This window comes from Streptomyces liliiviolaceus, assembly GCF_018070025.1.
Taxonomy (GTDB): Bacteria; Actinomycetota; Actinomycetes; order Streptomycetales; family Streptomycetaceae; genus Streptomyces; species Streptomyces liliiviolaceus.
Genome location: NZ_JAGPYQ010000001.1, coordinates 2,804,122 through 2,820,967, shown reverse-complemented (window position 1 = coordinate 2,820,967; position 16,846 = coordinate 2,804,122). Strand labels below are relative to the sequence as shown.

Sequence of the window (16,846 nt, the reverse complement as noted above, 5' to 3'; positions counted from 1 at the left end):
CCAAGTGGGGTGATGGTGGATGGGTTTCAGGCCGCCGCAGGACCGCGTACGACCATGGCGCTGTTGAAGCCCCCGCGGCCCCGTGCCAGTACCAGCGCGGCGTCTCCCGTGACCGGCCGCGGGGCGCCGGTCACCAGGTCGATGTCGTGGCCCGTGGTCTCCTCGACGTGGACCGTCGGCGGGACGAGGCCGTCCCGCAGGGCGAACAGGGCGGTGACCAGATCGAGCGGCGCGGCGCCCGAGTAGAGGCGTCCCGTCATGGTCTTGGGGACCGTGACCGGTACGCCGCCGGGCCCGAAGACCGCGGTCAGGGCCTGGGCCTCGACACGGTCGGGTTCCGGTTCGCCGGCACCGTCCGCGAGGACGAACGCGATGTCCCCGGGCCGCAGTCCGGCGTCGTCCAGTGCCCCGCGCACGGCGCGCTCCAGGTTGGAGGGGCGGCCCGAGCCGGGGCGGGGGTCGAAGGTGGCGGCGTACCCGCCGATCTCCCCGTGGACCCGTGCCCCGCGCTCCCGGGCCCGGTCCGCGTCCTCCAGGGTGAGGATCGCCCCGCCCTCGCCGGGCACATGGCCGTCGGCGGCGGCGTCGAAGGGCAGATAGGCGCGGGTGGGGTCCTCGCTCCGGCTGAGGATCCCGGCGGAGATCTGCGCGGCGAGCCCGTACGGGCACAGCGAGGCGTCCATGCCGCCCGTCAGCATCAGCGGGGTGCCCCTGCGGATACGGCGTCTGGCCTGGGCGACCGCGTCGAGGCCGCCCGCCTGGTCGGTGACGAGGACCCCGGTGGGCCCGCGCAGATCGTGCCGGATGGACACCTGGCCGGAGTTGACCGCGTAGAACCAGGCGAAGGACATGTACGCGCTGACGTGCTTGGGGTCCTTGCCCCACAGGTGGCCCAGTTCGCGCTGGCCGAACTCGAAGCCGCCGGAGGCACTGGCGGTGACCACCCCGCGCTCGTCCGCGGGCAGGCTGTCGGCGTTCAGCCCGGCGTCCGCGAGCGCCCAGTCGGCGCCCGCGAGGGCGAACTGCGTGGTGCGGTCGGTCTGCGGGACGAGCCGGCTGGGGATGTGGTCGCGCACCGAGAACCCGGTGACCTCACCGGCCAGCCGGGAGGGGTACGAGGACGGGTCGAAGCGGGTGATGCGGGCGATGCCGCTCCGGCCGCGCAGGGTCGCCGCCCAGTACTCCTCGGCCCCGATCCCGTTGGGCGCGAGGACGCCGACCCCGGTGACCACGGCCCTTGCGGTCCCGGCCTCGGTCGTCGTCGGCCCGGCGGTCGTGGGCGCGGTGGTCATGGGCGCCTCCCTTCGGATGCGGTGAGCACCATCGCGCTCTGGAAGCCGCCGAAGCCGCTGCCCACCGTCAGCACGGTGTCGACGGGCTGGTCGCGGGCCGTCAACGGCACGTAGTCGAGGTCGAGTTGGGGGTCCGGCTCGTGCAGTCCCGCCGTGGGGGGAATCACGCCGTGCCGGATCACCAGGGCGGAGGCGGCGGCCTCGATGGAGCCGACGGCGCCGAGCGAGTGGCCGATGACCGCCTTGATGGAGCTGACCGGCACCCGGTGGGCATGCTCGCCGAGGCTGTGCTTGATGGCGGCCGTCTCGTGGATGTCGTTCTGCCGGGTGGCCGTGCCGTGCGCGTTGACGTAGCCGACGGCCTCCCGGTCGAGGCGGGCGTCGTCGAGCGCGCCGGTGATGGCGGCGGCCATCTCCAGTCCGTCGGGGCGCAGTCCGGTCATGTGGTGGGCGTTGGCGCGCGCGGCGAAGCCGGCGATCTCCGCGTACACCTGCGCCCCGCGCCGCAGGGCCGACTCGCGCTCCTCCAGGACGAGGACGGCGGCGCCCTCGCCCAGGACGAAGCCGCTGCGGGTCCGGTCGAAGGGCCGCGAGGCGTGGTCGGGGGTGTCGTTGCGCGGCGAGGTGGCCTTGATGGCGTCGAAGCAGGCCACGGTGATCGGCGCGATGGGCGCGTCGCTACCCCCGGCGATCATGATGTCGGCGCTGCCCTCACGGATGAGTTCGACGGCGTGACCCAGGGAGTCGAGGCCGGAGGTGCAGCCCGCCGAGACGAGTGCGGCCGGGCCCTCGGCGCCCGCTTCCCAGGCGACCTCCGCCGCCATCGAGCTGGGCACGAAGTAGTCGTACAGGTACGGGGTGCCCGCCGCGTGGTCGACCAGCCACCGCGTGCCGCCGTCGCTGCGCGCGACGTACTCCTCCTCCAGTTTCAGCGTGCAGCCGACGGCGGAGCCGAGGCTGACGCCGGTCCGGTGCGCGTTGCTCCCGTCGATCTCGACACCGCTGTCGGCCAGTGCCTCACGGGCGGCGACCAGGGCGAACTGGGAGGCGCGGTCGAGGCGGGCGGTGTCACGGGCGGACAGTCCGTGGCGGGCCCCGTCGAAGTCGACCTCGGCGGCCATCCGGGAGCGGAACGGCGCCGGGTCGAAGGCCGTGATGGTTCTGGTCGCGGAGACTCCGGAGACGATGCGTTCCCAGAACGCCTTCGTGCCGACACCGCCCGGGGCGATCACCCCGAGGCCGGTGATCACCACCCGACGGGCGGTCATATCCTCTCCCCCGCGCCGGCCGCCCCGTCGGGCGCGGGGCCCTCGGACGCCGCCGTGCCGTCGCGGCGCAGCCGGGCCAGATACAGTTCCGGCCGACTTTCGGCGAGGGCCCGCAGCGCACCGGCGTGCGGCTGGAAGTCGGCGTGCGAGACGGCCGCGCGGAACGAGGCGACGTCCCGCCACTCGGCGACGTTGACGTACTGGCCGGGCCGCTCCGCGTGCCGGGAGAGCGTGTGCCGGATCAGGCCCGGCTGCCGAGCCATGAACTCGGACGTCCGCGCGAACTCCTTCTCGAACACCTCGGGTTCGGCGTGCACGGTGAAGGTGTTCACGAAGGTCACGGCGCCGGCCTCCTTGGCGTCTGGCTCGTGATCCGTCATCAATGGCCTCCTCGTTCAACGGTGTTGCCCGGTATTGCCCGGTGTTGCCGGGTCTGTTTTTGACCCGTTCGTGTGACCCGGCATCGCTTGACATCGTGCGGTCGTTCAGGTCGTTCCACGCTGCGTGCCTGGTCTCGCAGGCGGGTGGAAGGCCGCTGGAGCCCGGGCCGGGCCGCGGGTCGAGCGCGATTCGAGCGGCCGCTGAAACCCTCGCTGTCGTCCGACATCCGGAGCGGACACCCACCACGATCAGCCGTCACCGACAGCCGTCGCAGACACCCGTCGCAGACACCCACCACGGACCTCCACCACGGACGCCCGTCGCCAACACCCGTCGCAGACACCCGTCGCAGACCCCGCAGGAACCGCTGAGGAGCCGTCATGCCGCCAGGAGCAGAAAGCGTCGCCATCGTCACCGGTGCCACCAGCGGGATCGGTCTCGCCGTGGCCCGGAGCCTGGCCGAGGGCGGGGCGCGGGTCTTCCTCTGCGCCCGCGACGGCGACCGGGTCGCCCACACCGTCAAGGAGCTGCGCGAGGCCGGCCGCGAGGTCGACGGCGCCCCCTGCGACGTGCGGGACACCGCGCGGGTACGCGCCTTCGTCCAGGAGGCCAGGGACCGGTTCGGCCCCGTCGGCGTCCTGGTGAACAACGCCGGCCGCAGCGGTGGCGGCCACACCGCGCAGATCCCCGACGAGCTGTGGCTCGACGTGATCGACACCAACCTGAACAGCGTCTTCCGGATGACCCGCGAGGTGCTGACGACCGGCGGAATGCTGGAGCGGAGCACCGGCCGGATCGTCAACATCGCCTCGACGGGCGGCAAGCAGGGCGTGGCCCTGGGAGCGCCGTACTCGGCGTCGAAGCACGGCGTCGTCGGCTTCACCAAGGCCCTCGGCCTGGAGCTGGCGAAGACGGGCATCACCGTCAACGCCGTCTGCCCCGGCTATGTCGAGACGCCGATGGCCGAGCGGGTGCGCCAGGGCTACGCCGGTGCCTGGGACATCACCGAGGACGAGGTGCTGGAGAAGTTCGAGGCGAAGATCCCCCTCGGCCGCTACTCCACGCCGGACGAGGTCGCCGGGCTCGTCGGCTATCTGCTCTCCCCGACGGCCGCGTCGATCACCGCCCAGGCGATGAACGTCTGCGGCGGGCTCGGCAACTACTGACAGCGGGCCCGGCCGTGCGCGCCCGCGGGCGGACAGTCCGGGGCGGGCGGACCGGGCGGACAGAGGGGATCAGGATCAGCATGGCGGACAAGGCGCAGCACAACGCGCAGCACAACGCGCAGCACGAGACGCACAGGACCGAGCACACGATCACGGTGGCCGCCGCTCCGGAGGCCGTCTTTGGCCTGGTGGAGCGGGCGCAGGACTGGCCGTTCGTCTTCCCGCCGAGCCTGCACGTGGAGTATCTGGAGCGGTCGGACGACGAGGAGCGGCTGCGGATCTGGGCCACCGCCAACGGCGAGGTCAAGTCCTGGACCTCGCGGCGGACCCTGGACCGCGACGGGCTGCGGATCCGCTTCCGCCAGGAGGTCTCGCAGGACCCCGTCGCCGCGATGGGCGGCGAGTGGATCGTCGAGGCACTGCCCGGCGGCGGCAGCCGGGTGCGGCTGCTGCACGACTTCCGGGCGGTCGACGGCCTGGAGCGCAACGTCAACTGGATCCTGGAGGCGATCGAGCGCAACAGCGGCGCCGAGCTGGCCGCGCTGGAGTCCGCCGCGCTGCGCACCGGCACGGACGAGGCGCCGTACACCTTCGAGGACTCGGTGCGGATCGACGCCCCGGCCCAGGAGGTACGGGACTTCCTGCACGACGCGGGCGAGTGGCAGGAGCGGCTGCCGCACGTGGCCCGGGTGCTGCTGAAGGAGGACACGCCCGACGTCCAGCACCTGGAGATGGACACCCGCACGCCCGACGGCTCGACGCACACCACGGCCTCGGTGCGGATCTGCCTGCCCGACGGGCGGATCTCGTACAAGCAGCTGCAGACCCCGGCCCTGATGTCGGTGCACACCGGTGAGTGGACGGTGCGGGAGATCCCGTCCGGGTGCGTGGCCGTCTCCCGGCACACCGTGGTCGTCAACGCCGCGGCCGTCACCAAGGTCCTCGGCGCCGACGCCACCACCGCCGACGCCCGCGCCTTCATCCGGGACGCGCTCGGCGGCAACAGCACGATCACCATGCGGCACGCCAAGGAGTACGCGGAGGGGCGGGCGAGGTCCGAACCGGTGCCGCCCGCCGAGTACGCCTCGATCCAGCGGTTCTACGCCCGGCAGATGCGGCTCCTCGACGAGGGCGAGGGGGACGCCTGGGCGGACACCTTCACCGAGGACGGGGCCTTCGACCAGAGCTCGTTCGCCGAGCCGGTGCGTGGCCGGGCGGCGATCGCGGCGGCGGTGCGCGGCCGGCCCGCGGCGCCCGCCGGCACGGTCCGCCGGCACTGGCTGGGCCTGCCGGCCGCCTGGCGGTTCCCGGACGGTTCGGTGCGCACGGGCTACGACGCCCTGGTCCTGTCGACCGCCGCGGGCGCCGCTCCACAGATCCGGCTGAGCACGTCGTGCCAGGACGTCCTCGTCGCCGACGGGGGCGAGGACGGAGACGGAGACGGAGTCAGGGCCGGAGACGGGGCCGGCTGGCTGGTGAAGCACCGGTACGTCGGCCACGACGGGCAGTGAGACACGCCGCACGCCACCAACCGCTCTGCGAAGAGGGAGATCGATGAAGGTCCTGTTCACCACGTTCGCCGCGAAGTCCCATATGCATGCCCAGGTCCCGCTGGCCTGGGCCCTCCAGACCGCCGGTCACGAGGTCCGTGTCGCCAGCCAGCCGGACCTGGCGGAGGACATCACCCGTACCGGGCTGACCGCCGTGTGCGTCGGTGAGCCGCTGCTCCTGGAGGAGCAGATGCAGCGGGTCAACGAGGGCCTGGGCGACGACGCCGAGATCATGGAGAGCCAGGCGGAAGCCGGGATGGACATGACGGAGACCCGTCCCGAGATGCTGACCTGGGACCACGTCCTCGGGGTGTTCACCTCGATGACGGCGATGGCCTTCCAGAACTCCTGCCCGGAACGCATGATCGACGACCTGGTCGCGTTCAGCCGCGAGTGGCAGCCCGACCTGGTCGTCTGGGACACGCTGTCCTTCGCCGGACCCGTGGCCGCGCAGGTCACCGGCGCCGCCCACGCCCGGCTGCTGTTCGGGCTCGATCTGCTGGGGCGGATGCGCGAGACCTTCCTCGACCTCCAGGCGGAGCGGCTGCCCGAGCAGCGGGACGATCCGCTGCGCGAGTGGCTGACCTGGACGCTCGGCCGCTACGGCGCCGAGTTCGAGGAGGAGGTGGCGGTCGGCCAGTGGACGATCGACCCGGTGCCGCCGTCGATGCGGTTCCCGGTGCGGCAGCCGTTCGTCCCGCTGCGGTACATCCCCTACAACGGCCAGGCCGTCATCCCTGACTGGCTGCACGAGCCGCCGAAGAAGCGCCGGGTCTGTCTGACGCTGGGCGTGGCCCACCGCGAGGTGCTGGACGGCGACCGTGCCTCGATCGGCGAACTCGTCTCGGCGCTGGCGGAGCTGGACGTCGAGGTGGTCGCGACCCTCAACGAGAAGCAGCTCGCCGGTCTCGAACTCCCCGACAACGTACGGGCCGTCGACTTCGTCCCGCTCAACGCGCTGCTGCCGACCTGCTCCGCGGTCATCCACCACGGCGGCAGCGGCACCTTCCAGACCGCGCTCGCGCACGGTGTCCCGCAGCTGATCGTGCCCGACATGGTGTGGGACACCATCCACAAGGCGAAGCAGCTGGAGAAGACCGGCGCGGGCCTCTATCTGCACGACGTCGACCACTACACCGCGCAGGACCTGCGCGACCACGTGCTGCGGCTGCTGGACGAGCCGTCGTTCGCGGAGAACTGCGCGCGGATCCGCCGGGAGATGGTGGGGACGCCGAGCCCCAACGACATCGTCCCGGTGCTGGAGAAACTCGTGGCGGAACACCGCGCGAAGCCCGCCGCGACCGCCGGCGGCACCGTCCGGGGGGAGCTGTAGATGACCACCGCCGTGAAGTTCCGCGAACTCGCCGTGTCCGGCGCGTACGCCTTCAACCCGCCCGTCTTCGAGGACGACCGCGGCCTGTTCACCTCGCCGTACCAGGAACCGGCGTTCGTGGAGGCCCTGGGCCATCCGCTCTTCCCCGTCGCGCAGTCCAACCACAGCAGGTCCAGGCGCGGCACCGTCCGGGGCATCCACTACACGGTGACCCCGCCGGGCGTCGCCAAGTACGTGTACTGCGCCCGGGGCCGCGCCATCGACATCGTGGTGGACATCCGCGTCGGCTCGCCGACCTTCGGCCGCTGGGACTCCTCCGTGCTCGACCAGGAGACCTTCGGCGCCATGTACTTCCCGGTCGGCGTCGGCCACGCCTTCATCGCCCTGGAGGACGACACGGTGATGTCGTACATGCTCTCCGGGAGTTACGAGGCGCAGCACGAGCTGTCCCTGTCGCCGCTGGACCCGGCGCTCGGCCTGCCGATCCCGACGGACGTGGCGCCGCTGCTGTCCGCGCGGGACACGGCCGCGCCCCTGCTCGCCCAGGTGCGGGCGGAGGGCGGCCTGCCGGAGTACGACAAGTGCCGCCGGATCGAGGCCGCACTGTGGCGGCCCTGAACGGCCGGCCGCTGGCCGAGGGGTCCCGGGTCGCGGTGCTCGGGGCCACCGGCTGCGTCGGCCGCTGTGTGAGCGCCGCGCTGGCCCGCGAGGGGCACGAGGTGCTCGCCGTCGCCCGGCGCGGCGGCCCCGCCACGGCGGGGCATGTCTTCGCCGGGCTCGACGTGGCGGCGGTCCCGCCCGCCGAGCTGGCCCGGCTGCTCACCCGGCACCGGGTGCGGACCGTGGTCAACGTGACGGGCGGCTGGGGCACGACCGAGGAGGAGATGCGGTACGCCCACATCACCCTGGTCGAGCGGCTGGTGAAGGCCGTGACGCTGATGGACGACCGCCCGCGGCTGGTCCATGTCGGCTCCATCCACGAGTACGGTCCGGTGGCCGAGCCGCTCGCCATCGGCGAGGACCTGGAGCCCCGGCCGGCCACCATGTACGCGCGGACCAAGCTGGCCGGCTCCGAGCTGGTGCTCGACGCCACCCGGGCCGGCCGGGTCGACGGGCTGGTGCTGCGCGCGGTGAACGTCTGCGGCCCCCGCACCACCCGGGCCAGCTTCCTCGGGGCGGTCGTCGACCGGCTGCGCGGCGCGGACGCGAGCGACCCGGTGACGCTGCGGGTCGCGGACGCGCGGCGGGACTTCATCGACGTGCGCGACCTGGCCGAGGCCGTGGTCCTCACCGTGACGTCACCGGCCACCGGACAGGTCGTCAACATCGGCCGCGGCGAGGCCACCGCGATGCGCGAGCTGGTGGACCTGCTGGTCGCCGCCTCGGGGCTGCCGCCGCGGGCGATCCGGGTCGAGGACGGGCCCATCGCCAGCAAGGGCGGCGGCTGGACCCTGGCCGACATCCGGCTGGCCGGCGAACTGCTCGGCTGGAAGCCGCGGATCCCGCTGGCCGAGGCGATGCGGGCGACCTGGGAGACCCCCGCCGACTGACCGACCACTCCCGACGAGCCGCGTGTGCCCCATCCAGGATGAGGAGTTCAGATGGCCGATGTGACGGCCCGTATCGCCAGGTCGGCCGCGGCGGTGGAGAGCCCGCGGACCGATCTCGCCGGATTCGACGACTGGTTCGCCGAGTACGGGGAGCAGATCTACACGACGGCCGAGCGGATACCGCTGGCGGCCCTCGACCAGTGGTACCAGACACCGGTCACCGGTGATCTGCGGCACCGCAGCGGCAAGTTCTTCACGGTCCACGGCCTTCGGGTGCACGATCCCGGCAACGCGGTGCCCTGGTGGGACCAGCCCATCATCGACCAGCCCGAGGTCGGCATCCTCGGCATCCTGATCAAGGAGTTCGACGGGGTCCCGCACTTCCTGATGCAGGCCAAGGCGGAACCGGGCAACCCCGGCGGACTGCAGCTGTCCCCCACCGTGCAGGCGACCCGCAGCAACTACACCGGCGTCCACAAGGGCAAACCCGTGCCGTACGTGGACTACTTCCGGGACACCTCGCGGCACCGGGTGCTCGCGGACGTCCGGCAGTCGGAGCAGGGCGCCTGGTTCTACCGCAAGCGCAACCGCAACATGGTGGTGGAGACGACCACCGAGGTGGAGGTCCTGGAGGGCTTCCGCTGGTTCACGCTCGGGCAGCTGTACCGGCTGCTGTCGCGTGACGACATCATCAACATGGACGCGCGCACCGTACTGGCGTGTCTGCCGCACGCCTCGCGGCCGGACGGCGCCCTGCACGGGATGACCGACGTGCTGAGCTGGATCGCCGGCGCCCGGTCGCTGGCCTCGGTGCACACCGAGCGGATCGCCCTCAACGCGCTCGACGAGTGGCGGCACGGCGAGATGGGCTACGCGCACGAGAGCGGCGGCTTCTTCGACGTCATCGGGGTCTCGGTGACGGCCGCGGGACGCGAGGTCGGCACCTGGCGCCAGCCGATGATCGAGCCGCGCGGCACGGGCGTCATCGCGTTCCTGACCCGGGAGATCGGCGGGGAGCCGCACGTCCTGATGCACGCCCGCACCGAGCCCGGCTACGCGGACGTGGTGGAACTGGCGCCGACCGTGCAGTGCGTGCCGGACAGCTACGGCTGGCTGCCGCCCGCGGCCCGGCCCCGCCACCTCGACGAGGTGCTGGCCGCCGGGCCCGGACGCATCCGCTACGAGGCCGTGCTCTCCGAGGAGGGCGGCCGTTTCTTCCACGCCCGCAACCGCTATCTGATCGTGGACAGCGACGTCCCCGAGGATCCCGGCCACCCCGACTACCGCTGGCTGACGATGGACCAGCTGACGCGGCTGCTGCGGCACAGCCACTACCTCAATGTGCAGGCGAGGAGCCTGGTGGCGTGCTGGCGCGCCCTGCGGGCGGCCGACGCCACCGGCTGACCCCGGGGGCGTGCCCCCTCTGCACACCGAAGGCCCGGCGGGATCCCTCCGCCGGGCCTTCGGTGTGCGCGGGGCGGGCCGGGGCGGGCCCGCCGCACGGGTTCAGAGGCTGTCCAGCACGTCACGCACCGCGCTGATCACCTTGTCCTGGACGTCCGGCGCGAGGGCCGGATACATGGGCAGCGAGAAGATCTGGCCCGCCAGTTCCTCGGTGACGGGCAGCGAGCCCGCCCCGTAGCCGAGGTGGGCGAACCCGGACATCGTGTGCACCGGCCAGGGATAGCTGATGTTCAGCTCGATGTCGTACGTCTTCAGGGCCTTGATGATGTCGTCGCGCCGGGGGTGGCGCACCGTGTAGACGTAGTACACGTGCTCGTTGCCGGGGACCGTGTGCGGCAGCACCAGGTCGGTGTCGCCGAGCCCCTCCTCGTAGCGGCGGGCGACGGCCTGCCGCCCTTGTACGTAGGTGTCGAGGCGGCCCAGTTTGCGCCGCAGGATCTCGGCCTGCACCTCGTCGAGCCGGGAGTTGTGGCCCGGGGTGCCGACGACGTAGTACCGCTCCTCCATGCCGTAGTAGCGCAGCCGGCGCAGGGCCCGGTGGGCGTCGTCCCGGGAGGTCACCACGGCCCCGCCGTCGCCGTAGGCGCCGAGCACCTTCGTCGGGTAGAAGGAGAAGGCGGCGGCGTCCCCGGTCGTGCCGGCCAGCCGTCCGTCGCGGCGGGCGCCGTGGGCCTGGGCGCAGTCCTCGACGAGGACCAGTCCGTGCTCGGCGGCGAGCGCCTCCAGGGGCGCCAGGTCGACGCACTGCCCGTAGAGGTGGACGGGGAGCAGGCACCGGGTCCGGGGGGTGAGGACGGCGGCCACCTGCGCGGTGTCCATGAGGTAGCTGTCCGGGTGGACGTCGACGAACACCGGGGTGGCGCCCACCGAGTCGATCGCGATCACGGTGGGGGCCGCGGTGTTGGACACCGTGACGACCTCGTCCCCGGGGCCGACGCCGAGCGACTGGAGCGCCAGCTTGATCGCGTTGGTGCCGTTGTCGACGCCGACGCAGTGGCTCGCGCCGTGGTAGCCGGCGAACTCCTGCTCGAAGCCGCGGACACTGTCACCGAGGACGAGCTGACCCGAGTTGAAGACCGTTTCCACGGCGTCCAGAATATCGGCGCGTTCGTTCTCGTATTCCTGCCGGTAGTCCCATACGAGAGTCGTCATCGAATTCGCTTCCCTCCCATTGCTGACACTATTGCCTTGCCGCAGGGCGTCACCATCCCCTCGCAGCACATCACATTGCCGGGCCGGCCCACAACCCAAGTTCTCCCTCTATTACCACTCGAATTTCCCTGGACCAGGAACTTTCCTGCTTGCTGCCGAACTAATTCGGTCGTTAGCATGGGCAGAAATCGAGGACAGGGGCATACCCATGAAGGGGATTATTCTCGCCGGCGGTACGGGAACAAGGCTCCATCCGATAACCGTTTCCGTATCGAAGCAGCTTCTCCCGGTCGGCGACAAGCCGATGATCTACTATCCGCTCTCGGTACTGATGCTCGCGGACATCAAGGAGATCCTGCTCATCTGCACCGAGCGCGACCTGGACCAGTTCCGCACCCTTCTGGGCGACGGCTCGCAGCTCGGCGTCCATATCGACTACGCGGTGCAGAACCGGCCGGCCGGGCTGGCCGAGGCCTTCGTGATCGGCGCCGACCATGTGGGCGACGACGACGTGGCGCTGGTCCTGGGCGACAACATCTTCCACGGCTACCACTTCTACGACCTGCTCCAGAGCAACGTCAGGGACGTACAGGGCTGTGTGCTGTTCGGTTATCCCGTGGAGGACCCGGAGCGCTACGGGGTGGGCGAGACCGACGCGTCGGGGCGTCTGGTGTCCCTGGAGGAGAAGCCGGCCCGGCCGCGCTCCGACCTCGCCATCACCGGGCTCTATCTCTACGACAACGAAGTGGTGGACATCGCCAAGAATCTCCGCCCCTCGGCGCGCGGAGAACTGGAGATCACCGACGTCAACCGGAATTACCTGGCCCGCGGCCGAGCCCGTCTGGTCGACCTCGGCCGCGGTTTCGCCTGGCTCGACGCCGGAACTCCGGAATCCCTGCTCCAGGCCGCCCAATATGTGCGGACCCTCGAAGAACGGCAGGGTGTGCGCATCGCCTGCGTCGAGGAGGTCGCGCTCCGGATGGGATTCATCGACGCGGACGACTGCTACCGGCTCGGCGAGAAGATGTCCCAGTCGGGATACGGCCAGTACGTGATGTCGGTGGCCCGCGAAATGGCGCCCTGAGCATCCCGGCCGCCGCCCGCCCGGTCTCTTCCCGGCCGGCTTCTCTCAGTTCTTCTCGCGTACGCCGGTCTTCTCGCGTACACCGACGAAAAGGCCGCGGCCGGTGGGACCGTCCTCCAGGAATTCCACGGAGCAGCCCGCGTCGGTGAACGCGGCGGCGTACTCCTCCTTGGTGAACAGGTGCAGTACGTCGATCTCGGTGAACTGCTGGATACCGGCGGCGTCCCCCACGGTGAAACGGACCTCCATGCGGGTGGCCCGGCCCTTGCGGGTGGTGTGCGAGATCCGCGCGATCGTGCGGTGCTCCTCACGGGCCAGGTCACCCGCGACATAGCCCTCGATGAAGTTCTCGGGGAACCACCAGGGTTCGACGACCAGGACGCCGCCGGGCTCCAGGTGCGCGGCCATCGACCGGACGGCGGACCGCATGTCGTCCAGCGTCCCCAGATAGCCGATGGCGCAGAACATGCAGCTCACCGCGGTGTAGGTGCGGCCCAGCGAGAAGTCGCGCATGTCGCCCGCGTGGACCGTGGTGCCCGGCAGCCGCTGCTCGGCGAGCCGGCGCATCGGCTCCGCGATCTCCAGCCCCTCGGCGACCTCGAACCGCTCGCCGAACACGCTGAGATGGGCGCCCGTGCCGCAGGCGACGTCGAGCAGCGAGTCCGCTCCCGGGCGGCGTTCGGCGATGAGCCGCGAGACGTCCGCGGCCTCCTCCCCCCAGTCCTTGCCCCGGCTGCGGTAGACGGCCTCGTACACGTCCGCGAGTTCCCGGCCGTACATGTGTCTCTCCTCCCGTTGTCGCCCTGGTGGGCGTGGAACGTGGTCCGCCAGGCCGCCGTGCCGCCCGGCCGGTCTCTCACTCGTCCTCGTCGAGCAGTGCCACCGCCCTCGCCCAGCCCGCGCCCGCACCGGCGATCCGTACGGGGAAGCAGGCGAGCCGGAAGCCGCGGGAGACGGGCAACTGGTCCAGCCCCGCGAGCCGTTCGATCTGGCAGTACTCCCGGTCGCGGCCGATCATGTGGGCGGGCCAGAGCACCGAGCGGTCCCCGGTCTCGCGGTAGCGGCCGATGATGTCGCCGAACGGCGCGTCCAGGCTGAAGGCGTCCGTGCCGATCACCCGTACGCCCTGGTCGAGCAGCAGGTGCACGGCCGAGCCGTCGAGGCCGGTGAAGTCCGTGAAGTACTTCTGCGTCCCCGACCACGCGTCGGCGCCGGTGCGCAGCAGCACGATGTCCATGGGCGACAGGGTGTGGCCGATCCGGTCCAGCTCCCGCTCCAGCACGTCGGCGCCGACCGCGCCGGTGCCCTGGTCGCTCAGGTCGAGGACCACCGCGGGCCGGAAGAACCAGTCGAGCGGCATCTCGTCGATGTGCCGGGGCGGGCCGTCCCGGTAGGAGGCGCGCGTGCCGTAGTGCGAGGGCGCGTCGATGTGCGTCCCGGTGTGGGTCGTCAGCTGGAGCCGGTCGAGCGAGAGGAACTCGCCCTCCGGCAGGACCGCCGGATCGAAGTCGATCCCGAAGTGGTCGCGCATCTCCTCGCTCATGTGCGTGGCGGCCTCCTTCGGGCCGAGCACGTCGTGCACCACGGGATCGGGTTCAAAACCCGCCGCGTCCACGGGTGAGGACAGGTCGATGATGCGCACACGAGCCTCCCGGCGATGGGTTCCTGCAAGCCAGCCCATGCTCACCAGCGAGGCTAGAGAAGCGTTGGAGCCCGGCTGTACGGCCGCCAGCGTCAGGGCCTGTCCGGCACTCGACCGATCCTGGAGGGCTCACTGCCACCGTCGTGACCCCACCCGGAACCCGGGAACGGGAGCGGCGGAAGGAACACGCATGGCAGCACAGGCCCCGACGGCCCCGGCGGACGTCTACGCCGAGGTACAGCACTTCTACGCACGGCAGATGCGGGACCTCGACTCGGGCGAGGCCGAGACCTGGGCCGGCACCTTCACCGAGGACGGCGCCTTCAAGCCGCCCTCGCTCCCGGAGCCCGTACGCGGTCGCCCGGCCCTGACCGAGGGCGCCCGGCAGGCCGCCGCGGGCCTCGCCGCCGCCGGGGAGACCCACCGCCACTACGTCGGCATGCTCACCGTCACCCCGGCCGACGACGGCTCGCTGACCGCCGAGAGCCTGGTGTCGATCGTCGCCGTCCCGCGCGGCGGCCCCGCCCGGCTGCACCTGGTGTGCGTCTGCCGTGACGTCCTCGTGCGCGAGGCGGGCCACCTGCTGGTCAGGGACAGGGTGGTGACCCGTGACGACCGGCCGTAGCGGGAGTCGACCGCGAATCGAGCGCCCCGGCCTACGGTCCCGGACATGAGCGCGACACCCGACACGAACACGGCACAGGACACGGACGCCGCACAGGGCACGAACACGGCACAGGACACCGGCGCGACCCCCGCACCGAGCACGGCACGGGACCCCGCCGCACCCCGGGGCGTCATCGTCACCGGCGGCGGCACCGGGATCGGGCGGGCCGTGGCCCGTGCCTTCGCCGACCGCGGCGACCGCGTGCTCGTCGTGGGCCGCACGCCCGCGACCCTCGCCCGGACCGCCGAGGGACGTCCCGGCATCGACGTCCTCACCGCCGACCTCACCGACCCGGACACCCCGCGGGCCGTCACCGACGCGGCGCTGAACGCGTTCGGCCGTATCGACGTGCTGGTCAACAACGCGGCCTCCGGCGGTTTCGCCGCCCTCGCGGAGACCAAGCGGGAGGCGGCCCGCGACCAGCTCGACACCAACCTCCTGGCCCCGCTGCTGCTCACCCGGCAGACCCTGGACGCCCTCGCGGCCGACGGCGGCGGGACCGTGCTGAACATCGGCTCGGCCGGCGCGCTGTACCGCCGCGCCTGGCCGGAGAACGGGATCTACGGCGCCGCCAAGGCCGGGCTCGACTTCCTCACCCGGACCTGGGCCGTGGAACTGGCGGCCCGCGGCATCCGGGTCCTGGGCCTCGCCCCGGGCGTGATCGACACCGGTATCGGTGAACGGTCCGGCATGACGCCGGAGGCCTACGCGGGCTTCCTCCAGCACATCGCCACCGTCGTCCCGGCCGGCCGGGTCGGCCGCCCGGAGGACGTCGCCTGGTGGGCGGTCCAGCTCACCGACCCGCGCGCCGCCTACGCGACCGGCGCGGTCCTCGCGGTCGACGGCGGCCTGTCCCTCACCTGAGACCCGCACCACGCCCCGCTGCCACAGCCGTGCCCCACCCCGCCCCGAAGGAGACTGCCGTGACCGACACGGAAACCGACGAGACGACCCCCGCCGCACCCGAGCAGGACCGGCGGACCCAGCAGATCCAGCAGACCGACAGCGAGCTCGGCCGCCATCTGCTGACCGCCCGCGGCTTCCACTGGATCTACGGGACCAGCGGCGACCCGTACGCCCTGACCCTGCGCGCGGAGAGCGACGACCCGGTGGTGCTGGCCCGCCGGATACGGGAGGCGGAGACCCCGCTGTGGCAGAGCGCCGCCGGGGCCTGGGTCACCGGCCGGCACGCGGTGGCCGCCGAGGTGCTGGCCGACCCGCGCCTGAGCCTGCGGCACGCCGATCTGCCGGGCCCGCAGCGGCACGTCTTCTCGGACGCGTGGAGCAACCCGCTGCTGTGCCACATCATCCCGCTGGACCGGGCCTTCCTGCACGCCTCGGGCGCCGACCACGCGCGCTGGGAGCGGGCGGCGGCCCCGGTGCTCGGCGCGGGCGCGGCGGACGGCCACCGCAAGCACGCCGAACGCGTCCACCAGGAGACCGCCGACGGGCTCGGCGCCTCCTTCGACCTCATGGCGGACTACTCCCGCCCGGTGGCCACCGAGGCCGCCGCCGCGCTGCTCGGGGTCCCGGACGCGCAGCGCGAGCGGTTCGCCCACGCGTGTCTCGCGCTGGGGGTCGCGCTCGACGCGGCGCTGTGCCCGCAGCCGCTCGCCGTCACCCGCCGGCTCACCGAGGCGGTCGAGGACGTACGCGCCCTCGTCGCCGACCTCGTCGCGGCGCGGCGGACCGAGCCGGGCGACGACCTGCTCAGCACGGTGCTGCGCGCCGACACCTCCGGCGGTTCCGGCGCCTCGGCCGCCGAGGACGCGCTCGCGGTCGGGGTGCTGACCGCCGCGGTGGGCGTCGAGTTCGCCGCCGGACTGATCAACAACGCCGTGGAGGCGCTGCTCGCGCACCCCAGGCAGTGGGCGCTGCTCGGCGAGAGCCCGGAACTCGCCGCCGGGGCGGTGGAGGAGACGCTGCGTCACGCGCCGCCGGTGCGGCTGGAGAGCCGGATCGCCGCCGAGGACCTCACGCTGGCCGGTCAGGACGTCCCCGCCGGCGCGCAGGTCGTCGTCCATGTGGGCGCGGCGGGCCGGGACCCCGAGGTGTTCCTGGCGCCGGACCACTTCGACCTCACCCGGCCCGTGGGGCAGGGGCAGTTGGCGCTGTCCGGCCCGCACACCTCTCTCTTCGGGGCGTTCGCCCGGCTCCAGGCGGAGACCGCGGTACGCACCCTGCGGGAGCGCCACCCGCACCTGGCCCCGGCCGACGGTGTCCAGCGCCGGATGCGCTCCCCCGTCCTGGGCGGAGTCCTGCGCTTCACCCTGACCACCTCCGCGTGACGGCAGCCG

16 protein-coding genes are annotated in these 16,846 nt (G+C 72.4%); 10 read left to right on the top strand and 6 right to left on the bottom strand.

Going from position 1 to position 16,846, the window contains the following annotated elements; translation table 11 throughout:
• Nucleotides 1-26 precede the first annotated feature (26 nt).
• From J8N05_RS12385 to J8N05_RS12375, 3 genes are read right to left on the bottom strand one after another with little or no spacing between them, the layout of a single operon-like run.
• Nucleotides 27-1,292 (bottom strand): ketosynthase chain-length factor, encoded by a 1,266-nt coding sequence (locus J8N05_RS12385; protein ID WP_210882571.1) that lies wholly within the window; start codon nucleotides 1,290-1,292, stop codon nucleotides 27-29.
• Nucleotides 1,289-2,560, bottom strand: coding sequence for a beta-ketoacyl-[acyl-carrier-protein] synthase family protein (locus J8N05_RS12380; protein WP_210882570.1), 1,272 nt, complete (start codon nucleotides 2,558-2,560; stop codon nucleotides 1,289-1,291). The genes J8N05_RS12385 and J8N05_RS12380 overlap by 4 nt, the downstream gene beginning before the upstream one ends.
• A complete protein-coding gene (locus J8N05_RS12375) occupies nucleotides 2,557-2,940 on the bottom strand; it encodes an antibiotic biosynthesis monooxygenase family protein (protein WP_210882569.1) in 384 nt (127 codons plus the stop codon). Before J8N05_RS12375 ends, J8N05_RS12380 begins: the two co-directional genes overlap by 4 nt.
• Before the next feature lie 381 nt (nucleotides 2,941-3,321).
• Between J8N05_RS12375 and J8N05_RS12370 the strand changes: the two genes are divergently transcribed.
• The 6 genes from J8N05_RS12370 (at nucleotide 3,322) to J8N05_RS12345 (ending at nucleotide 9,944) form a co-directional block, all read left to right on the top strand.
• Nucleotides 3,322-4,107 (top strand): SDR family NAD(P)-dependent oxidoreductase, encoded by a 786-nt coding sequence (locus J8N05_RS12370; protein WP_210882568.1) that lies wholly within the window; start codon nucleotides 3,322-3,324, stop codon nucleotides 4,105-4,107.
• Nucleotides 4,108-4,187: 80 nt separating this feature from the next.
• Nucleotides 4,188-5,618: an SRPBCC family protein gene (locus J8N05_RS12365; RefSeq protein WP_210882567.1), complete on the top strand. Its 1,431-nt coding sequence runs from the start codon at nucleotides 4,188-4,190 to the stop codon at nucleotides 5,616-5,618.
• 43 nt (nucleotides 5,619-5,661) lie between these two features.
• Complete coding sequence (locus J8N05_RS12360; RefSeq protein ID WP_210882566.1) at nucleotides 5,662-6,990, top strand: activator-dependent family glycosyltransferase; 1,329 nt, start codon at nucleotides 5,662-5,664, stop codon at nucleotides 6,988-6,990.
• Nucleotides 6,991-7,608, top strand: a complete 618-nt coding sequence (locus J8N05_RS12355; RefSeq protein WP_282108146.1) for a dTDP-4-dehydrorhamnose 3,5-epimerase family protein — start codon at nucleotides 6,991-6,993, stop codon at nucleotides 7,606-7,608.
• Nucleotides 7,596-8,540 (top strand): NAD-dependent epimerase/dehydratase family protein, encoded by a 945-nt coding sequence (locus J8N05_RS12350; protein WP_247706248.1) that lies wholly within the window; start codon nucleotides 7,596-7,598, stop codon nucleotides 8,538-8,540. The genes J8N05_RS12355 and J8N05_RS12350 overlap by 13 nt, the downstream gene beginning before the upstream one ends.
• A gap of 51 nt (nucleotides 8,541-8,591) precedes the next feature.
• Nucleotides 8,592-9,944: an NDP-hexose 2,3-dehydratase family protein gene (locus J8N05_RS12345; protein WP_210882565.1), complete on the top strand. Its 1,353-nt coding sequence runs from the start codon at nucleotides 8,592-8,594 to the stop codon at nucleotides 9,942-9,944.
• A 102-nt stretch (nucleotides 9,945-10,046) separates the two neighbouring features.
• Here J8N05_RS12345 and J8N05_RS12340 read toward each other — a convergent pair whose 3' ends face one another.
• Complete coding sequence (locus J8N05_RS12340; RefSeq protein WP_210882563.1) at nucleotides 10,047-11,156, bottom strand: DegT/DnrJ/EryC1/StrS family aminotransferase; 1,110 nt, start codon at nucleotides 11,154-11,156, stop codon at nucleotides 10,047-10,049.
• Between the two features lie 208 nt (nucleotides 11,157-11,364).
• Between J8N05_RS12340 and rfbA the strand changes: the two genes are divergently transcribed.
• Nucleotides 11,365-12,240 carry a glucose-1-phosphate thymidylyltransferase RfbA gene (rfbA, locus tag J8N05_RS12335; RefSeq protein WP_210882561.1) on the top strand — a complete coding sequence of 292 codons (876 nt, stop codon included), beginning with the start codon at nucleotides 11,365-11,367 and terminating at the stop codon, nucleotides 12,238-12,240.
• Nucleotides 12,241-12,285: 45 nt separating this feature from the next.
• On the opposite strand, the gene J8N05_RS12330 is transcribed toward rfbA, so the two are convergent.
• Together J8N05_RS12330 and J8N05_RS12325 are read right to left on the bottom strand one after the other, a co-directional pair.
• Nucleotides 12,286-13,020 (bottom strand): class I SAM-dependent methyltransferase, encoded by a 735-nt coding sequence (locus tag J8N05_RS12330; protein WP_210882559.1) that lies wholly within the window; start codon nucleotides 13,018-13,020, stop codon nucleotides 12,286-12,288.
• 76 nt (nucleotides 13,021-13,096) lie between these two features.
• Nucleotides 13,097-13,882, bottom strand: a complete 786-nt coding sequence (locus J8N05_RS12325; protein WP_210882558.1) for a cyclase family protein — start codon at nucleotides 13,880-13,882, stop codon at nucleotides 13,097-13,099.
• A 190-nt stretch (nucleotides 13,883-14,072) separates the two neighbouring features.
• On the opposite strand from J8N05_RS12325, the gene J8N05_RS12320 reads away from it, so the two are divergent.
• Genes J8N05_RS12320 through J8N05_RS12310 form a run of 3 tightly spaced genes read left to right on the top strand, consistent with a single transcriptional unit; the run spans nucleotide 14,073 to nucleotide 16,837 of the window.
• Entirely contained in the window at nucleotides 14,073-14,507 is a 435-nt protein-coding gene (locus J8N05_RS12320) for a nuclear transport factor 2 family protein (RefSeq protein WP_210882557.1), read from the top strand.
• 45 nt (nucleotides 14,508-14,552) lie between these two features.
• Nucleotides 14,553-15,413, top strand: a complete 861-nt coding sequence (locus J8N05_RS12315) for an SDR family NAD(P)-dependent oxidoreductase (RefSeq protein WP_210882556.1) — start codon at nucleotides 14,553-14,555, stop codon at nucleotides 15,411-15,413.
• 59 nt (nucleotides 15,414-15,472) lie between these two features.
• Nucleotides 15,473-16,837 carry a cytochrome P450 family protein gene (locus J8N05_RS12310; protein WP_210882555.1) on the top strand — a complete coding sequence of 455 codons (1,365 nt, stop codon included), beginning with the start codon at nucleotides 15,473-15,475 and terminating at the stop codon, nucleotides 16,835-16,837.
• Nucleotides 16,838-16,846: the final 9 nt, after the last annotated feature.